Below are 16,031 nucleotides of genomic sequence, written 5' to 3'. Positions count from 1 at the left end.
AATAAGTCCGCCTATCCGATATACTTGTACAAGTTGTCCAAAATGTTAAAAGTGAAATCCACCAGCGTCGTCAGGATCCAGGGCCCAAAGAAAAGAATCGCCAGCAGTACTGCCACAATTTTCGGCACAAATGCCAGCGTCTGCTCCTGGATTTGGGTTGTCGCCTGGAAAATGCTGATCACCAGACCGACGATGAGTCCCAGCAGCAGCATGGGCGCACTGACTTTCAGTACGGTATATACCGCCTGGCCGGCAAGACCGATAATAAATTCCGAATTCATGGCTGAACTTCCCGCCCCCTCTTCATACTCATTCAGGTATTAAAGCTCATCAGCAGCGACTTGACGACCAAATACCAACCGTCCACAAGCACAAACAGCAAAATTTTAAACGGCAGCGAGATCATGACCGGCGGGAGCATCATCATGCCCATCGCCATCAGGGTACTGGATACGACGATATCTATAATGAGAAAAGGAATAAAGATCATGAATCCCATCTGAAATGCCGTTTTGAGCTCGCTGATCGCGAACGCCGGCACCATGACGGTCAGCGGAATGTCCTTGTAGGTCTTCGGCTTCTCGACCTTGGTATATTTCATAAACAGCAGCAGGTCCTTCTCCCTTGTGTTGGAGAACATGAACTTTTTCATCGGTTCCGCCGCTTTGTTCAAGGCCTGCGTCTGCGTCAGCTCTCCCTTTAAATATGGCTGCAGAGCCACATCATTGATGGATGAAAAGGTCGGCGTCATGACAAACAGCGTCAAAAAAAGAGCCAGCCCTACGATAACCTGGTTAGGGGGCATCTGCTGAGTACCAAGCGACGTTCTGACAAATCCGAGCACGACCACGATCCGCGTAAAACTGGTCATCAGCATCAGCAGCGCGGGTGCGATGCTGATGACCGTGATGAGAAGCAGAATCGAGAGTGAGCTGGTGCTTGGCTTCCCTCCGGAGTCCCCCACCTGGATATCGATATTCGGTATCGGATCCGCAAAGGCGGCTGTTACCGAAAGCAGGCTGATCAATGAAACGATGATACAAACGAACAAAACCTTCTTTTTCATGGCTCCCTCAACCGATCTGTAGTATTGTCTTCCCGCAGGAGCTCTTCCATCTTCTCTTTACGGTTTGACATCCGGCGCAGCTTTTCGTCGAATACTTCATGAAATTCCGGCGTTTCCTCAAGGTTGATCTCCTCAGACACCGGCCCCGTTTTGCGCAGTTTTGCAGCAAGCTTGGCCACCAAAGGCGATAATCCGTTCTGCGAGTATGCCGGATCCTGTTCAAACGATGCCAGGATGACGGCAACTTCGTCAGGGTCGGTAATTTTATCGACGAGGCGAATGTCTTCGCCTACGCCGACCAAATAAACGTTGCTGCCGATTTCAATGACTTGGAGCGATTTGTTCGGCCCCAGTCCGACGGCCCCCAGCGTCCGGATCGAACGGCTGCTGAACCAAGTTTTATTTTTCCGGCCGAGAAAACGGATCAGAAGAATAATAAGTGCGATAATTACCGCCAGAACGATGATGACATATACCAGGCTGAGAGCGTAATTACCGGAGCCGGGAAGCGGCGTATCTGGATTACCCATCTAAAGTCCTATACTCCCAGCGTCTTGTTGATGGCTTCAATGACGCGGTCGGTCTGGAACGGTTTGACGATGAAATCCTTGGCGCCTGCTTGGATGGCGTCGATAACCATCGCCTGCTGCCCCATGGCGGAGCACATGATGACCTTCGCGGCCGGATCGATCTTTTTGATTTCTTTCAGCGCGGCGATCCCGTCCATTTCCGGCATCGTAATGTCCATCGTAATCAGGTCAGGACGCAGCTCTTTGAATTTCTCGATGGCCTGGGATCCGTCCTGGGCCTCACCGACTACCTCAAAACCGTTTTTAGTCAAAATATCACGGATCATCATTCTCATAAATGCAGCGTCATCCACGATAAGAATTCGATTTGCCATTGATTAAAAATCCTCCCTAAATTTTGCTATTGTAATTTTTGTATTCGGTCCCACTGGCTGAGAATATCTGTGACACGCACCCCAAAGTTTTCATCGATGACGACAACCTCGCCTTTGGCGATCAGCTTATTGTTGATCAGGATGTCGACCGGCTCACCCGCCAGCTTGTCCAGCTCGATGATCGAACCTTGAGACATTTCCAGGATATCCTTAATTTGCTTCTGGGTCCTTCCTAATTCTACGGTGACTTTAAGAGGAATGTCCATCAATAAGTTTAAATTATTTTGATCGACTTGACCGAACGTGCCACCTTGCAAATTCGCAAACTGCACGGGCTGCACATTTACGTTGCGATTAGGCATAGCCCCGTAATGCTGCGGCATGGCCGCATAAGGATTCTGCATGTTCGGATCGTACGCTTGCCCCGGCATGGATGCAGGCATTCCAGCAGCTGGCACGCCATAGCCCGGTGCACCAGGCGGCATTCCGTAATCCTGCTGCGGTGCCGGCTGACCGGCTGCCGGCGGCGGATAAGCAGCCTCTGGCTGAGGTGCCGGCCGCTCTGGCGCTTCAACCGCAGGAGCCGCTTGCTGCATCGACTGCTCGGCCTCGTCCGAACCATGGATCAGCATGCTGACCATGTCTTTGGCAAACTGCACCGGAAGCAGCTGCATGATGGTGGAATCGATCAAATCTCCGATTTTGAGCCGGAATGAGATCTTAATCAGCGTCTGCTCGGAAGGCAGGCTGTTGACCCCGTCGCCGTTAGCCATGTCCAAAATGTCGATGCCCGGCGGCGAAATATTCACGAACCGGTTAAATATGGTCGACATCGAGGTAGCCGACGAGCCCATCATTTGGTTCATCGCTTCCTGTACCGCGCTGATATGGATTTCGTTCAGCTCTTCGTCTTGCGGATCACCTTCCCCGCCCAGCATCAGGTCGGCAATGACCTGCGCGTCGCGAGTTTTGATGACCAAAGAATTGATGCCTTCAAACCCGTCCACATAAGTGACGTGAACAGCCACATGCGGCTTGGGGAACTCTTCCTCAAACTCGCTGCGAGTGATGATCGACACCTTCGGCGTTGTAATGTCCACCTTCTTGCCAAGCAGCGTCGAAAGAGCGGTGGCTGCACTTCCAAACGTAATGTTGCCGATCTCTCCCAGTGCATCCTGCTCCAGAGGGGTTAAATAATCGTCTACCGTAGAACCCGCATTCCGGGAGAAATCGGCGGCCTCGGTCTGCTTCAGCAGGGCGTCGATCTCTTCCTGGGATAAATAGTCTTTACTCGTCAAGTTCCTCAGCTCCTTCGCTGACAATTTCGTCGATTTGCACGGCCACGCGATCTTTGACGGTACCCGGGCTTCCTATAAACTTCAACCGGTCACCAACCTTGATCTTCAGTCCCGAATGGACCGGCTCGGCCAGGCTGATGACGTCCCCTACGTTCAATCCCAAAAATTCAGAAATGGAGATAACAGACTCCCCAAGCTCGGCTATCATGTTCAGCTTGGCTTGGCTGATCCGGTTTTTGAGCGACTCGGCTTCCTCAGGCAAGCTGGACTTCTTTTCGGATACAAACCACTGATGGGCCGAGAGCTTCGACATGATCGGCTCCAGTACCACATGTGGGATACAGAGGTTGATCATGCCGGTCGTATCGCCGATTTTGGTGCTCAGCGAAATCAGGGCGATCGTTTCGTTCGGTGAGACGATCTGCATAAACTGCGGATTCGTCTCCATCGCTTCCATCCGCGGGGATATATCCAGCACGGTTTTCCACGCTTCCGCCAAGCTCTCGAACGCCCGGCTGAAAATCCTCTCCATGATCGTCGTTTCGATTTCAGTGAGCGAGCTGATTTTGGACGGAGCGTTTCCGACTCCGCCTAACAGCCGATCCAGCATGGCGTAGGCAACGTTGGGGTGAACCTCAAGCACCATTCGGCCTTTGAGAGGTTCCGCTTCAAATATATTAAGGATCGTCATCTTCGGAATCGAGCGGATAAACTCGTCATAAGGAAGCTGCTCGACCTGCACCACGTTGATTTGAACAAACGTCCGCAGCTGTGCGGAAAAATAGGTCGTGAGATACCGCGCGAAATTTTCGTGAATGCGTGTCAGGCTTCGGATATGATCCTTGGAAAAGCGGACGGCCCGCTTGAAATCATAGGAACGGATTTTTTTCTGGGTTTCTTCCTTTTTAAGTTCCTCCGCATCCATTTCACCGGACGACAGTGCGGCGAGCAGGGCGTCAATCTCATTTTGCGATAATACATCAACCAATCATCTCACCCCCTTACAGTTTCCGGTCGTTATGTTACAGCGGCGTCAAGACAAAGTTCGTGATGGAGATTTGCGTCAGCTTCCCTCGTGTCAGGGTTTTGTTGATCAGATTGATCAATTTTGCGCTTAATTGGTCTTTTCCTTTGGAGCCCTTCAGTTCCTCGGGTCTCGTATCGGCGAGCGTCTTAATAATGATGGGCTTGATTTCGAATTCTTTGATCTTATCGAATTCTTCCTTCGATTTTTTGTCGTTCAATTGGAACGCAAAATTCATCAATACGATATAATCCTGATCCGCGAGATTGGTCTTGATATCCGTAATCTCCGAAGTGATTTCCACAAGCTCGTCTGCCGATAATTTTGGAGCCTCGATCGTTTGGGCCGCCGATTTCGTTTCGCTTGAACTGCTCCCGAAATATTTATCCATCAGCAAAAATGCGGCAAGCACGATCAGTGTAATCGCCAGCAGTATCGTTATTAGCCAGGGCAGCATCTTTTTCATGGGGATTCCTCCGTTTGTTGCACTTTAATAGTTGCGTTGTGAACGCCGATTTCCTGATTGTACTGCTTCACCAGGGAAATGACCTCCGCCGCTTTTTCCAAAACAATCATTCGTTTGCCCGTAACCAGGGTAATATACGTGTCCGGCGTTTCTTCCACTGTTTCGATAAGCAGGGCATTCAGCCATAATGGTGAGCCGTTTAAACGGGTAACTAAAATCATAGCAGGCCTCCTATGGAAATCGGAGGAGGACAGGCCTCCCCCGTCATTTCACTCTACTAGCGCTTCAGATTGACAATTTCCTGCAGAACTTCGTCGGAGGTCGTAATGATCCGAGAGTTCGCCTGGAAACCGCGCTGGGCGACGATCATTTCGGTGAATTCGCCGGTCAGGTCGACGTTGGACATTTCCAGCTGCCCGGCTACGATTGCGCCAGTTCCTGCATCTGCGTCGTTACCCGTTGTAGGTGTAAGCGTTCCTCCATCGTTGGCGTTCAATGTCATCCGGTACAGGTTGCCGCCGATTTTCTCCAGACCTTCCGGGTTCGTCACCTTACCCACACCGATAATCGTTCCATTATCGGTAGTCCCGTCCGCCAGTTTCTGAATAATGGTTCCATCTTGGGAAATCGAGAACGAAACCGTCTCCGCTTGAAGCGTAATGGGAGTACCATCGGAATCGCATACGAACATCCCGTCCGAAGTCACCAGGTTTTTCTGGGCATCCACATGGAAGTCACCGGCGCGGGTCAGAAATGGAGTTTCCTGGTCGCCTGACAGTTTAATAAGAAAGAATCCGTCTCCGTCGATCCGCAGATCCGTCGGAACGTTGGTGGTCATCGCGCTTCCTGCCGTATGGACGGTGTCAATCGAACCGATGGACACGCCGAGACCAATCTGCTTGGCATTGACTCCGGCTTGGTCCGTACCGTCCGGCGCAGTCACGCCCGATACGGTCTGGCTCATGACATCCTTAAACATGACCCGGCCGGATTTGAAGCCCGTCGTGTTGACGTTGGCGATATTGTTGCCGATTACGTCGAGCTTGGTTTGGAATCCGCGCATCCCTGAAACGCCTGAATACATCGATCTCAACATTGGTCTGTTTCCTCCTAGGTTTGTAGAATGAACTGCGTCAGTCGGTCAGCAGTTCCCTGGCTTTCCGGTTCGGGCCAGCCAGCTTACGACAGCACGACCGCGCTGTCGATTTGGGTAAACACATTGTCTTTCATAGATTTGCCGTCCATCGCCGTCACGACCGTTCGGTTAGGAACGTTGACGATGAGCGCCATATCCTTCATCAGGATCAGCGATTCTTTACTGCCTTTGGCGGCAGCCTTCTCAACGGCATGGTTCAGCCGGTCCAGCTGTTCCCCCTTGATTTCGATCCCTCTTTGCTCCAGCCGCTTGGCGGCATGATTGCTGAACTTGAGCAGGTTCCCCTGCAGCAGTTCATCAAATGACGTTTGGGACGAAGCGTCCTGCGTCGTAGCCGGTTTCGATGTCTTGCCGGGCGCTGCCGGATATATTCTTCCGGGATAGAGCTGTCCGATCGTCATCCGTTCGTTCATGCCGACTCCCCGTTTCCGCCGGATGTACCCTCTTCTGCCGCTGCACTTGAAGCCTCTGCGCCTGTTTCTCCGGATTCAGAGCCACTGCCCGCATTCGATGTACCTTCAGACGACGATGTATCCGTATCCACCGGCGGCGTATCTTCTTCCTGCTTGGCATCCATGATTTCGATGATCTTCGTAATCGGAATCGCCACCGATCCAACGGAAGCGTATTGAACGCCGTCCTTGACGATAATCGAATCTACGATGCCCGATTTGATTTCAGGCGCGCTTTCGCCCGATTCATCGGAACTGCTTCCGCCATCGACCCAGCTGATCTGTTTGCCGATCAGTCCCGATACATTGCCAAGGGACTGGCTCATCGCGGTCAGTTGGCTGGATATGTTCATTAGCTGCTCGACCGAGGTGAACTGCGCCATCTGGGCGATAAATTCCTTGTCCTCCATCGGCTGCATCGGGTCCTGGTTTTGAAGCTGGGTCACCAGAATGCTCAGAAACTGGTCTTTGCCGAGCGTCTGCGTTTTTGTGCTGGCCTTCTGCACATTAGATGCCGAGTAGTTAGGCCAAATGTTGCTTGTCGATACGATATCTGACATTTAGTTGTTCACCTCCGTTTTACGCTTTTGCCGTAAATGTATTTCCTTGATCCGCCTGCTGCCGGACAAGCCATTCATTCAGCTCGTCTCCCAGCTCGGCCACGGTCATGGCATCTTCGGAGGAAGCGTCCTTGTCCTTCTGCCGGCGGTTCGGCTGCTGCTGACCCGATTGGGATTGACGTCCGTCGTGATACATTTGGGACTGCAGCGAAGGGTTTTGCGTTACCACGAGTTTCTCAACCTGAACGCCCTGCGATTGCAGCGTGCTGCGGAGCTGACTCATCTGCTGTTCCAGCAAATCTTTGGCTCCGGCATGCTCGGTTGTAAATTGGGCAACGAGCTGGCCGTTTTGCATCGTCAGCTTGATATCGACCTGACCCAAATGTTCCGGGTACAGCGATATTTTCGCTTCCGATATGCCTTCATGCTTCACGATTTCCAGCTTGTTTACGACAAATGTGCCCATTTCTTTGGCAAACTGCGTCACTGGCACCGTTGGCTCCGCTGCCTTATGAGGCGGCTGAATGCCTTCTTTCATCACGAGCTGCCCTGCCGTTACCGTCGTCTGGCTGGTTGCCGGGTCCTCCGGCTTCGCCGATTCCACTTCTTCGCCGGAAGAAGGGCCTGCAGCGGATGCTGCTGTTTGCGAATCGGCATTCGGCTGGTGGCTCGTCAAGACGGAACTCAGCACGGCCTTGCCGCTTGCCGCCGATGCAGTATCGCCTGCAGGCTGCTGCCGGATCGCTTCCAACAACGCGGATATGCGGCTGGCTTGTCCTTCCGCTTTAGGCTGGAACGTTGGTGCCGCATGCTGTGGTGCCGCCGTTTCCGAATCCTTGACCAGAGCCGCCGGTTTGCTTTTCCCGGGAGCTGTGGCGTTCTGAACCAGGTTGTGGAACGTTCCCAGGAGTTCTGCCGCTTGCGCCGTGGTGTCCGCCCCCGTATTTGGCTGCTGCAGCACCGTGATCAGCTGGGCCAACGCGTCCTGTGCGGCAAACCGTGCCGTTGCCGGGTGGCTGGCCAGTGCCGTCAAGGCATGATCTCCCTCATTTACCGGCGTGTCTTCCAGCTGTTCCGCGCCGTTTCCTTGAACGTTTAGCAGCAAGGTGGTTACCTGCTGAATCCAGCTCTGCAGGGCGCTCATTACGTCGGGATTTTCGGCAACCGCTTCGTCCAGCTGATCGGCATCCAGGACGAGGCTTTGCAGCAATGCTGCGGCGTTCTGCTCATCACTGTCCCCATTTCCTTGAACTGCGGTCGTTTGAGCATTTTTCAGCAGCCCTTCCAAAAGCGACGCCACACCGTTCATGGCCGAAGCTTCCTGCGAACCGCCTGCGGTACCTGTCATCAGCTGAGTCAACGAGACTCCAAATGCCGGTATCAGTGCTGTCCCCGCCGAGGCGTTTGCCGAAGCACCATTCGCTCCCGCCGTCTTCGCACCTGCTGTCGCGCCAGAAATGTTTTGAAATATCAGGCTCATCTTTGTTTTCACCTCCTTTCGCGCGCAGTACTACATTCATGTACCCTGTTGAAAAGAAGCTCTGGTTGAAAAGAATCACTACTTGCTGCCCAGCAATTTGTTGAGAATGACAGCGCTCGTTTTCTGGTCTGTTTTGCTCATCGAATCCAAAATGCTTGACCGTGTCGAATCTGCGACGGCGCCCAGAATCGTCAGTACTTTCTCCGGACTGATCTTGTACATCGCCAGCAGCAGATTGGCCGCGCTATCCGCGTTCATCGACCCGAACGTCTGGCTGATTTGAGCCTTGTCGAGCCCGGTTGACGTTGGTGTCGTCTGCGCGGCGCTGTCCTTGTTCACCCTGGACTGAAGCGCCGCGATCGCCAAATCGCTGGATGACACGGAATCCTTCATCTTCAGCGTGATATCCGCCGCCATTTTCGGATCCATCTTAGCGAGGATGTTCATTCTACTATCCGCATCCATGGCGTTCAGCAGCTGAACGACCTCCTCCGTAGTCATGTTCTGCAGTATCGGCGCCGCTTTGCTCGGGCTCATACCGGCGTACATTTTCGCCAAATTCTTAACCTGCTTCTCATAATCATCAGCCGTGTTTCCGGCCTGCGCATCCGCAGCCTGCGAGCTGCTTTCCTGCAGCTGATCGATTTGCGTCTGCAGCGAATTGATTTTGCTGTCCTGCTGCTGCTGGTCTTCCTTGGCCTTCTGAAGATCCGCTTCCTTGGCGGCCAGTTGGCTTTTCAGCTCCTTGATCGTTGCGGTCGCACTCTCCACCTGTGCTTTGGTTTTGTCCAGCTTGGCCGCTTTTGGATCCTTGACCGGATCCGGGACCCAATTTTTCACAACCGGAATTTTGTTGGCAACGCCGAGCACTTCGTTCCGCACATTGGTGTTCAGCAGCATCAGAAGCACGCCCAGAAGCACCACCGTAAAGATGATTGGTATGACAAAAAACAAAAACCGTTCAAATCCCCCTGTTGATTCTTTCTCTAGTTCTTCAAAATCTGTTCGTGCCACAGTTGTTCCACCCCCCAGCCAGCAGCTCTATATCCACTTTCGCTCATCTCGCCCTTGCGCTCATGGCGAACCGCACGGTCGCCATCTCGTCAAGCTCGTTCTGCTCATGCAGGAGCGCCTGCTGCTGAAATGCCGTCTTTGCTTTGTCCCGTGCTTTTAACCAAACGTTTTCATCCAGCATCTTTGTGGACAAATGATTCTGCTGCATCTGAACCTTCATATTGGCTCTGTTCACTTCCACATGCTTCATCCGGATGCATTGGTCCAAATATTCGACATACGCCTGAATTTCCTGAATCATGGAGACGGGGACGCACTGACCGGCGGCTTCCTGAAGCTGCTTGGCCATGTTCTCCCGGATGTCCAGCAGTTCCCCCAGTGATTTTTCTTCCGCCTGGAGCTTGCCGATGGCGCTGGACAGCATCCATTCCGCTTGGGTACGTTCGTTGCTTTTGAGGTCGACAATTTTTTGGAACGCGTACTGAAATCTCATCCCTTAAGTTCATCTCCTTGAAAATTCGGAAATCAAACGTTCTTGAACCTGGTCCAACGTCACTTTTTCGTCTACACGCTGCTTGGTAAAATCCCAGATGGCCTGGATGGAATCGATGGCTTCATCGATCTGTTCGTTTGAGCCTTTTTGGTAAGCGCCGATGTTGATCAGGTCCTCGGATTCTTTATATACGGCCATCAGCCGCTTCAAATTATCCGCAGCGTCCGTCTGCTCTCGCGGCGCGATATCCTTCATCACCCGGCTGATACTGGCCAGCACGTCGATCGCGGGAAAATGACCCTTGTTCGCGATACCCCGGTTCAGCACGATGTGCCCGTCCAGGATTCCCCGCACCGCATCCGCGATCGGCTCGTTCATGTCGTCTCCGTCGACGAGCACGGTGTAGAAGGCGGTAATGGAACCCTGCGGCCCCGTTCCCGCCCGTTCGAGCAGCTTCGGCAGGCTCGCGAACACCGACGGCGTATAACCGCGCATCGCCGGCGGTTCGCCAATCGCCAGGCCTACTTCCCGCTGCGCCATCGCATAGCGAGTCACGGAATCCATCATCAGCATGACGTTCATGCCCCGGTCCCGGAAATATTCAGCGATGGTCGTCGCGATCAGCGCTCCCTTGATCCGGATGAGCGCAGGCTGGTCGGAGGTGGCCACGATGACCACCGAGCGCTGCAGCCCCTCGGGACCCAGGTCCCGCTCGATAAAATCGAGCACTTCCCGTCCCCGCTCGCCGATCAGTGCGATGACGTTGACATCCGCCGCGGTGTTGCGTGCGATCATGCCCATCAGCGTACTTTTCCCAACACCGGATCCTGCGAAGATCCCGACCCGCTGCCCTTTGCCGATGGTTAACAGGCCGTCGATCGCCCGAACACCGATGCTGATCGGCTCAAGTACCCTCGGCCGATTCAGCGGGTTAGGCGGCGTGTTATACGTCGAGCTGTGCGGCATTCGGGTCGGAATCAGCGAGCCGTCGAGCGGCTGCCCCAAACCGTCCAGAACCTTGCCAAGCAGCTCGGAGCCTACCTGAACGCTAAGCGGCTTGCCCGTGCCGACCACATCGCAACCCGGTCCGATCGACTGCAGCTCACCAAGCGGCATGAGCAGAACCTTATTGTCGCGAAAGCCAACAACTTCCGCCTGCAGCGGCTTGGCGCCTTTGCTCGGATAAATGTAGCAGACGTCCCCGACGCTGGCGTCCGGCCCTTCCGACTCGACCATCAGTCCGATGACCTGGGTGACTTTTCCGTTGATCCGGACCGGATCGATGTTCCGCAAATGCTCCATATACCGTCCGCTGTCAAGCACCTTCATCTTGGTCTCTCCGTTCCCCTTCATCCAGAGCGATGCGTATCAGCTCTTTTTTGATTTCGGTCAGCTGCGTTTCCACGCGCGCGTCGACGCTGCCGAAAGAAGAGCGGATGACGCAGCCATGGTCATGGACCGTGGCATCCGGCAAAATTTGCAGCTCCGCTTGCGAATCGATCGCAACGCTCAGTTCCTCCCGGGCGGCCTGGACAAAAGCGAAGTGCTCGGGCGCCACGCAGAGCGTAATCACACCCTGCTCCCGTTTGCGGGATAAGTTCTTCCGAATCAGATCAATGGCATAATCCTGATCTACGGTCAGCTGCTTGTCGATCACCTTCTCGGCGATGGCACAGCTTAGATCAACAAGGAAGGGCTCCGCCTCCTGAATGATCTGCTCCTTGATCATATAGGCATGCCGTAATACAGACTGGGCTTCAGCCATCATTTCCTGAAGCTTGGCCTGCAGGTCCGCCTCCGCTTTCTCGGCGCCCTCCCGGTATCCTTCCGCATAGCCTTCCGACTTCACCGCTTCGATCAGGTGCTCGTCCTGCTCTCTGCGTTCTTGCCACCAGGCGTTGATCTTCTCCTCGTTCTCGGCCAGAATCCGCTGCGCCTCCTCCGATGCCTCGCGGATATGACTCTCCGCGAACTCCTTGGCATCCTGCAGCATCTCCTGGCTGAGCCGTTTGCTCTCTTCATCCGCCTGGGCACGGATCTCTTCAATCTGGACCTCATCCGCTTCCGCAGCCTGCTCCGGCTGTGCATAATGCTTTGCCAGCTCCAGCCGCTTGAGGGCTTCCACCGGCACGTACTGCGAAGATTTAATCAAATTAGACAATGATGTCATCTCCTCCGCCGCGGGCGATGATGATCTCCCCGGCTTCTTCCAGTCTGCGGATCGTGCCTACGATGCGGGTCTGAGCTTCTTCGACGTCACGCAGCCGCACAGGCCCCATATACTCCATCTCTTCCTTGAAGGTTTCGGCCATCCGCTTGGACATGTTGCGGAAAATGACGTCCCGCACTTCTTCGCTCGCCACCTTGAGGGCAAGCTGCAGGTCCGCATTCTCGATGTCGCGGATGATCCGCTGAATGGAGCGGTTGTCGACGTTGACGATATCTTCGAACACGAACATTCTCTTCTTGATTTCTTCGGCGAGCTCCGGATCCTGAATTTCGAGCGAATCGAGGATCGTGCGCTCCGTTCCCCGGTCGACCCCGTTCAGAATCTGGACGATCGATTCGATGCCGCCGGCATTCGTGTAATCCTGCGTCACGGTTGCCGACAATTTCTGCTCCAGCACGCGCTCCACCTGGGCGATGACTTCAGGCGACGTGCTGTCCATGACCGCGATTCTTCTGGCCACATCCGCCTGCTTCTCCTGCGGCAGGGAGGACAGGATCGCCGCCGCCTGCTCAAATTGCAGGTAAGACAGCACCAAGGCGATCGTCTGGGCATTTTCGTTCTGTATAAAGTTCAAAATCTGGTTCGGATCCGCTTTGCGGGCAAAATCGAACGGGCGTACTTGCAGCGTCGCCGTCAGGCGGTTGATGACCTCAAGCGCCTTCTGCGAGCCGAGCGCCTTTTCAAGGATTTCCTTGGCGTAGTTGATGCCGCCCTGAGAAATATATTCCTGAGCCAGACAGATTTGATGGAACTCGGACATGATCAGGTCCTTTTCCACACTGTCCACTTTGCGTACATTGGCGATTTCCAGCGTCAGCTGCTCGATTTCGTCGTCACGCAAATGCTTGAAAATTTGTGCGGACACTTCCGGTCCCAGCGTAATGAGCAGGATGGCCGCCTTCTGGCGCCCGCTCAGTACCTGGCTGTTTGCTTTTGCCATAAATCCACCCCCTATTCATCGGCGAGCCATGTACGCAGCAGGTTGACGAATTCATCCGGCTTTCTCTTCGCCAGCGTCTCCAGCTGTTTCCGCACCTGACTTTCGTTCGTCACGCTCTCCAGATTAATGGAAGGAAACTCTGCCGCAGGCGGCAGCGGAAGATCTTCTTCGATTTCCTCTCTGTTTTTGCGGCGGCGGTAAATCAGGTAACCTCCACCCGCAAGAAGCGCGAGCGCGGCCAGGCCGATTCCCCACAGCATGCCTTTGGAAAGCTTGATTCCACTCGGCTGGGTAACATTACCACTGAAAGGTTGTGAATAGACCGAAACTTTTTTAGCCAAATCAGCGTCTGTATATGTAATACCGGAATCGGCAAGCGATGCCCTTACGATATTCACCAAGATATTCTGAATGGCATCTCTGGTTTGTTGATCTACACTGGTTTGACCTGTTGGTGGTTCAACAGCTACGTTTATGGTTAAATCTTTTACGGTATAGGGACTGGCGACAATGTCTTTGGTAATATGGTTAACCTCGTAATTGATCGTCTTGGACAAATCCTCGGAAGTTACATCTCCTGTAGACGAGTTACTTGGATACCCCGGCACCTGGGTCTGACCCGTGCCAGCCACTCCGCTATCCGGACTGCTCTTACCCGTATAATTCTTCGAAATTTCCTGGACGCTGATTTCGATGCCTTTCATGTTTTCGGTATCTACCGGTGTCACCATGTTTTCCTTGCTCTGAACTTTGTCGAAATTCAGCTTGGAAACGACAAGGACATCGACTTTATTCGGTCCCATGAACTGGCTCAGAAATTCTTTAACGTTCTGGCGCACTTCGCTTTCGAACTTTTTCTGAAGCGCGAAATTTTCTTCGACGGACGAGGACAGCGTTCCTGAACCGCCTTGTGCCGACGACAGCAGCTCCGTGTTGCCTTCCGATTCGGTGATGGTGATATTCTCCACCGGTAAATTCGGTACGGCGGTCTTAACCAAGTTGAAGTACCCGTCGATCGTTTGCTGGCTTGGATGATAGCCCGGCTTAAAGGTAAGCACGACAGAGGCGCTTGCTTTCTCCTGGTCTTCTTCGCTTGCAAACACACTTTCCTTCGGCAGGTTTACCAGGACTTTAGCCTTATTTATCCCATTCATGCTGGTAAGCAGCTGCTCGACCTCGCCGTTCAATGCGTTGTTGTATTTGACATTAAACTCGCTGTCGGTTGTGCCGATCGACGATGATTGATCGAATGTTTTGAATCCGATGGATCCGTTCTGAATGAGTCCCTGCGAGCCGACATCGACCTTGATGCGGGCTGCCTGCGTGCTTGGTACCGATATGGATTGTCCGTCAGGACTCAATTTATACGGAATGTTGTTCGTCTCGAGGTAGCTCATGATTCCCGCAGAGTCGCTGGCGTTCAGATCCTTGAAAGCCACTTCATACTCCGTTTTGGAAAACTGCATGGTCAACACGACAATGGCGATGATGATAAAAGCAATCGTAGAAATGAATAAAATTTTCTGTTTTTTGCTGAATTGATTCCAGTACTGAACGACTTTGTCCTTATACTGGACGATTCTTTCGTTCACAACGTCACCCACCCCACCCGAAAACTTAGCAAAAATCTATGAATGAATAGGTTCAGGCGATCCGCCATATCCTTTGTTCACTCTTATATCTGCAGCCTTTAAATTTGCGTCCGCATGATCTCTTGGTACGCTTCGATCGCTTTATTCCGAATTTGTGTCGTCAATTCCAGGCTGAGAAGCGCTTTTTGCGAAGAAATCATCACCTGGTCTACGTCGACTTGTCCGAGCATGTATTGATTGCTCATTTCTTCGGCGGCTTTCTCCTGCCCGGCTACCTGATTCAGCGCATTATCCAAATAGGATCCGAAATCACTGAGAGATTGGGCTGGCGTCTTGCTTGCACTAGAAGCGCTTTGTTTCATTTCGAGCGGTTGGATCGTTTGTGTCGAAAACATCGAGTTTTGAATCATCAATGTCCCTCCTTACCTGCTTTTAATTGTACGAACTAGGATTAACGACCTATTTCCAAGGCCTTGGTGATCATCGCTTTCGAGGAATTCAGCGCAGTGACGTTCGCTTCGTACGATCTAGTAGCCGAAATCATATCAATCATTTCTTTGGCGATATCCACGTTAGGCATGTACACGTACCCTTCCGCATCAGCATCCGGATGAGTCGGGTTGTATACCGGCTTCAGCGGCGTCTGATCCTCCTGGATTGCGGCCACTTTCACTCCCTGTCCTGCATTTTGTCCGTTCATTTGTGCTTTCAGCATAGTTGAGAAGTCCGATTCATTCTGCGAAAGCACGACCATTTTGCGCCGGTACGGCACCGCTTTGCCATCCACCACCGATGCTCTCGTCGTTTCCGCATTCGCAATGTTGGATGAAATGACGTCCATCCGCAAACGCTGTGCCGTCAGTGCCGAGGCGCTGATCCCAAAGCTGCTGTTCATGTTCATCCGCGATTATCTCCCTTCAATAGCTGTCCGCATCATTTTGATCTGGTCGTTCATCTGCTGGATATAGGCATTGTACTGAAGCTGATTATCAGCCAGTGCGGACATCTCCCGGTCAATATCCACATTGTTCATATTGTTGTTCATGGCTGTCGATTGGTCCTCCGTTACAACTGGATCCGGGACCGAATTCGTAGGACCTATGACGAAGTGCCGGGGATCGGTGACCCTGCCGCGAAGCTGAGGCGCAGATCCATTTATTTCCTGCTGAAGCAGGCTTTCAAACGACACTTCGGACCGCTTGAAATAAGGCGTATCGACATTGGCAATGTTGTTCGCAATGACCCTCTGGCGCGTGTTTGCCGCCTGAAGTCCGCCTTCCAAGCGTTGAAAGCTGACGCTGTTCAGCAAATCCATTCCGCATCCCCCTTATTTTCCATAACTTTACTGTTTCGCCT

Annotated in this window: 21 protein-coding genes; all 21 read right to left on the bottom strand. The window is 53.0% G+C overall.

The window, feature by feature from the left end:
• Nucleotides 1-11: 11 nt before the first annotated feature.
• A complete protein-coding gene (gene fliQ, locus CJP46_RS01150) occupies nt 12-281 on the bottom strand; it encodes a flagellar biosynthesis protein FliQ (protein WP_076168126.1) in 270 nt (89 codons plus the stop codon).
• Nucleotides 282-313: 32 nt separating this feature from the next.
• Entirely contained in the window at nt 314-1,066 is a 753-nt protein-coding gene (gene fliP / locus CJP46_RS01145) for a flagellar type III secretion system pore protein FliP (protein ID WP_094593778.1), read from the bottom strand.
• On the bottom strand, nt 1,063-1,596 hold the full coding sequence (locus tag CJP46_RS01140; RefSeq protein WP_094593777.1) for a flagellar biosynthetic protein FliO: 534 nt from the start codon (nt 1,594-1,596) through the stop codon (nt 1,063-1,065). Before CJP46_RS01140 ends, fliP begins: the two co-directional genes overlap by 4 nt.
• A gap of 8 nt (nt 1,597-1,604) precedes the next feature.
• Nucleotides 1,605-1,970 (bottom strand): response regulator, encoded by a 366-nt coding sequence (locus CJP46_RS01135; protein ID WP_076168133.1) that lies wholly within the window; start codon nt 1,968-1,970, stop codon nt 1,605-1,607.
• A 26-nt stretch (nt 1,971-1,996) separates the two neighbouring features.
• Nucleotides 1,997-3,268, bottom strand: coding sequence for a flagellar motor switch phosphatase FliY (gene fliY / locus CJP46_RS01130; protein WP_094593776.1), 1,272 nt, complete (start codon nt 3,266-3,268; stop codon nt 1,997-1,999).
• On the bottom strand, nt 3,258-4,256 hold the full coding sequence (gene fliM, locus CJP46_RS01125) for a flagellar motor switch protein FliM (RefSeq protein ID WP_094593775.1): 999 nt from the start codon (nt 4,254-4,256) through the stop codon (nt 3,258-3,260). The genes fliY and fliM overlap by 11 nt, the downstream gene beginning before the upstream one ends.
• A 34-nt stretch (nt 4,257-4,290) precedes the next feature.
• Nucleotides 4,291-4,758: a flagellar basal body-associated FliL family protein gene (locus CJP46_RS01120; protein WP_094593774.1), complete on the bottom strand. Its 468-nt coding sequence runs from the start codon at nt 4,756-4,758 to the stop codon at nt 4,291-4,293.
• Nucleotides 4,755-4,979 (bottom strand): flagellar FlbD family protein, encoded by a 225-nt coding sequence (locus CJP46_RS01115; protein ID WP_076168142.1) that lies wholly within the window; start codon nt 4,977-4,979, stop codon nt 4,755-4,757. Before CJP46_RS01115 ends, CJP46_RS01120 begins: the two co-directional genes overlap by 4 nt.
• Before the next feature lie 56 nt (nt 4,980-5,035).
• Entirely contained in the window at nt 5,036-5,854 is an 819-nt protein-coding gene (flgG, locus tag CJP46_RS01110) for a flagellar basal body rod protein FlgG (protein WP_094593773.1), read from the bottom strand.
• 83 nt (nt 5,855-5,937) lie between these two features.
• The gene (locus tag CJP46_RS01105) at nt 5,938-6,327 is read right to left on the bottom strand and encodes a TIGR02530 family flagellar biosynthesis protein (protein WP_094593772.1); all 390 of its coding nucleotides are present in this window, start codon (nt 6,325-6,327) and stop codon (nt 5,938-5,940) included.
• Nucleotides 6,324-6,926 carry a flagellar hook capping FlgD N-terminal domain-containing protein gene (locus CJP46_RS01100; RefSeq protein WP_094593771.1) on the bottom strand — a complete coding sequence of 201 codons (603 nt, stop codon included), beginning with the start codon at nt 6,924-6,926 and terminating at the stop codon, nt 6,324-6,326. Before CJP46_RS01100 ends, CJP46_RS01105 begins: the two co-directional genes overlap by 4 nt.
• 19 nt (nt 6,927-6,945) lie before the next feature.
• Entirely contained in the window at nt 6,946-8,406 is a 1,461-nt protein-coding gene (locus tag CJP46_RS01095; RefSeq protein ID WP_094593770.1) for a flagellar hook-length control protein FliK, read from the bottom strand.
• 78 nt (nt 8,407-8,484) lie between these two features.
• Nucleotides 8,485-9,420 carry a MotE family protein gene (locus CJP46_RS01090; RefSeq protein WP_094593769.1) on the bottom strand — a complete coding sequence of 312 codons (936 nt, stop codon included), beginning with the start codon at nt 9,418-9,420 and terminating at the stop codon, nt 8,485-8,487.
• Nucleotides 9,421-9,463: 43 nt separating this feature from the next.
• Nucleotides 9,464-9,913: a flagellar export protein FliJ gene (gene fliJ, locus CJP46_RS01085; protein ID WP_094593768.1), complete on the bottom strand. Its 450-nt coding sequence runs from the start codon at nt 9,911-9,913 to the stop codon at nt 9,464-9,466.
• 9 nt (nt 9,914-9,922) lie between these two features.
• The gene (gene fliI, locus CJP46_RS01080; protein WP_094593767.1) at nt 9,923-11,242 is read right to left on the bottom strand and encodes a flagellar protein export ATPase FliI; all 1,320 of its coding nucleotides are present in this window, start codon (nt 11,240-11,242) and stop codon (nt 9,923-9,925) included.
• On the bottom strand, nt 11,229-12,074 hold the full coding sequence (locus CJP46_RS01075) for a FliH/SctL family protein (protein ID WP_094593766.1): 846 nt from the start codon (nt 12,072-12,074) through the stop codon (nt 11,229-11,231). The genes fliI and CJP46_RS01075 overlap by 14 nt, the downstream gene beginning before the upstream one ends.
• Nucleotides 12,067-13,083 (bottom strand): flagellar motor switch protein FliG, encoded by a 1,017-nt coding sequence (fliG, locus tag CJP46_RS01070; RefSeq protein ID WP_094593765.1) that lies wholly within the window; start codon nt 13,081-13,083, stop codon nt 12,067-12,069. The genes CJP46_RS01075 and fliG overlap by 8 nt, the downstream gene beginning before the upstream one ends.
• A gap of 11 nt (nt 13,084-13,094) precedes the next feature.
• Nucleotides 13,095-14,675: a flagellar basal-body MS-ring/collar protein FliF gene (fliF, locus tag CJP46_RS01065; protein ID WP_094593764.1), complete on the bottom strand. Its 1,581-nt coding sequence runs from the start codon at nt 14,673-14,675 to the stop codon at nt 13,095-13,097.
• A 98-nt stretch (nt 14,676-14,773) separates the two neighbouring features.
• Complete coding sequence (gene fliE, locus CJP46_RS01060) at nt 14,774-15,085, bottom strand: flagellar hook-basal body complex protein FliE (protein ID WP_094593763.1); 312 nt, start codon at nt 15,083-15,085, stop codon at nt 14,774-14,776.
• Between the two features lie 41 nt (nt 15,086-15,126).
• Nucleotides 15,127-15,576, bottom strand: a complete 450-nt coding sequence (flgC, locus tag CJP46_RS01055; protein WP_094593762.1) for a flagellar basal body rod protein FlgC — start codon at nt 15,574-15,576, stop codon at nt 15,127-15,129.
• Between the two features lie 6 nt (nt 15,577-15,582).
• On the bottom strand, nt 15,583-15,990 hold the full coding sequence (gene flgB, locus CJP46_RS01050) for a flagellar basal body rod protein FlgB (RefSeq protein ID WP_094593761.1): 408 nt from the start codon (nt 15,988-15,990) through the stop codon (nt 15,583-15,585).
• Between the last annotated feature and the right edge of the window lie 41 nt (nt 15,991-16,031).

It is taken from the genome of Paenibacillus sp. XY044, from assembly GCF_002257645.1.
GTDB lineage: Bacteria > Bacillota > Bacilli > Paenibacillales > Paenibacillaceae > Paenibacillus_AQ.
Note: the sequence above shows the minus strand (reverse complement) of the source record. Positions and strands in the feature narration are given on the sequence as shown.

Excerpts from the sequence above, each read along its gene's own strand:
- fliQ (WP_076168126.1), bottom strand. The coding sequence starts at position 281 with ATGAATTCGGAATTTATTATCGGTCTTGCCGGCCAGGCGGTATATACC.
- fliP (WP_094593778.1), bottom strand. The coding sequence starts at position 1,066 with ATGAAAAAGAAGGTTTTGTTCGTTTGTATCATCGTTTCATTGATCAGC.
- CJP46_RS01140 (WP_094593777.1), bottom strand. The coding sequence starts at position 1,596 with ATGGGTAATCCAGATACGCCGCTTCCCGGCTCCGGTAATTACGCTCTC.
- CJP46_RS01135 (WP_076168133.1), bottom strand. The coding sequence starts at position 1,970 with ATGGCAAATCGAATTCTTATCGTGGATGACGCTGCATTTATGAGAATG.
- CJP46_RS01120 (WP_094593774.1), bottom strand. The coding sequence starts at position 4,758 with ATGAAAAAGATGCTGCCCTGGCTAATAACGATACTGCTGGCGATTACA.
- CJP46_RS01115 (WP_076168142.1), bottom strand. The coding sequence starts at position 4,979 with ATGATTTTAGTTACCCGTTTAAACGGCTCACCATTATGGCTGAATGCC.
- flgG (WP_094593773.1), bottom strand. The coding sequence starts at position 5,854 with ATGTTGAGATCGATGTATTCAGGCGTTTCAGGGATGCGCGGATTCCAA.
- CJP46_RS01105 (WP_094593772.1), bottom strand. The coding sequence starts at position 6,327 with ATGAACGAACGGATGACGATCGGACAGCTCTATCCCGGAAGAATATAT.
- CJP46_RS01100 (WP_094593771.1), bottom strand. The coding sequence starts at position 6,926 with ATGTCAGATATCGTATCGACAAGCAACATTTGGCCTAACTACTCGGCA.
- CJP46_RS01095 (WP_094593770.1), bottom strand. The coding sequence starts at position 8,406 with ATGAGCCTGATATTTCAAAACATTTCTGGCGCGACAGCAGGTGCGAAG.
- fliJ (WP_094593768.1), bottom strand. The coding sequence starts at position 9,913 with ATGAGATTTCAGTACGCGTTCCAAAAAATTGTCGACCTCAAAAGCAAC.
- fliI (WP_094593767.1), bottom strand. The coding sequence starts at position 11,242 with ATGAAGGTGCTTGACAGCGGACGGTATATGGAGCATTTGCGGAACATC.
- fliG (WP_094593765.1), bottom strand. The coding sequence starts at position 13,083 with ATGGCAAAAGCAAACAGCCAGGTACTGAGCGGGCGCCAGAAGGCGGCC.
- fliE (WP_094593763.1), bottom strand. The coding sequence starts at position 15,085 with ATGATTCAAAACTCGATGTTTTCGACACAAACGATCCAACCGCTCGAA.
- flgC (WP_094593762.1), bottom strand. The coding sequence starts at position 15,576 with ATGAACATGAACAGCAGCTTTGGGATCAGCGCCTCGGCACTGACGGCA.
- flgB (WP_094593761.1), bottom strand. The coding sequence starts at position 15,990 with ATGGATTTGCTGAACAGCGTCAGCTTTCAACGCTTGGAAGGCGGACTT.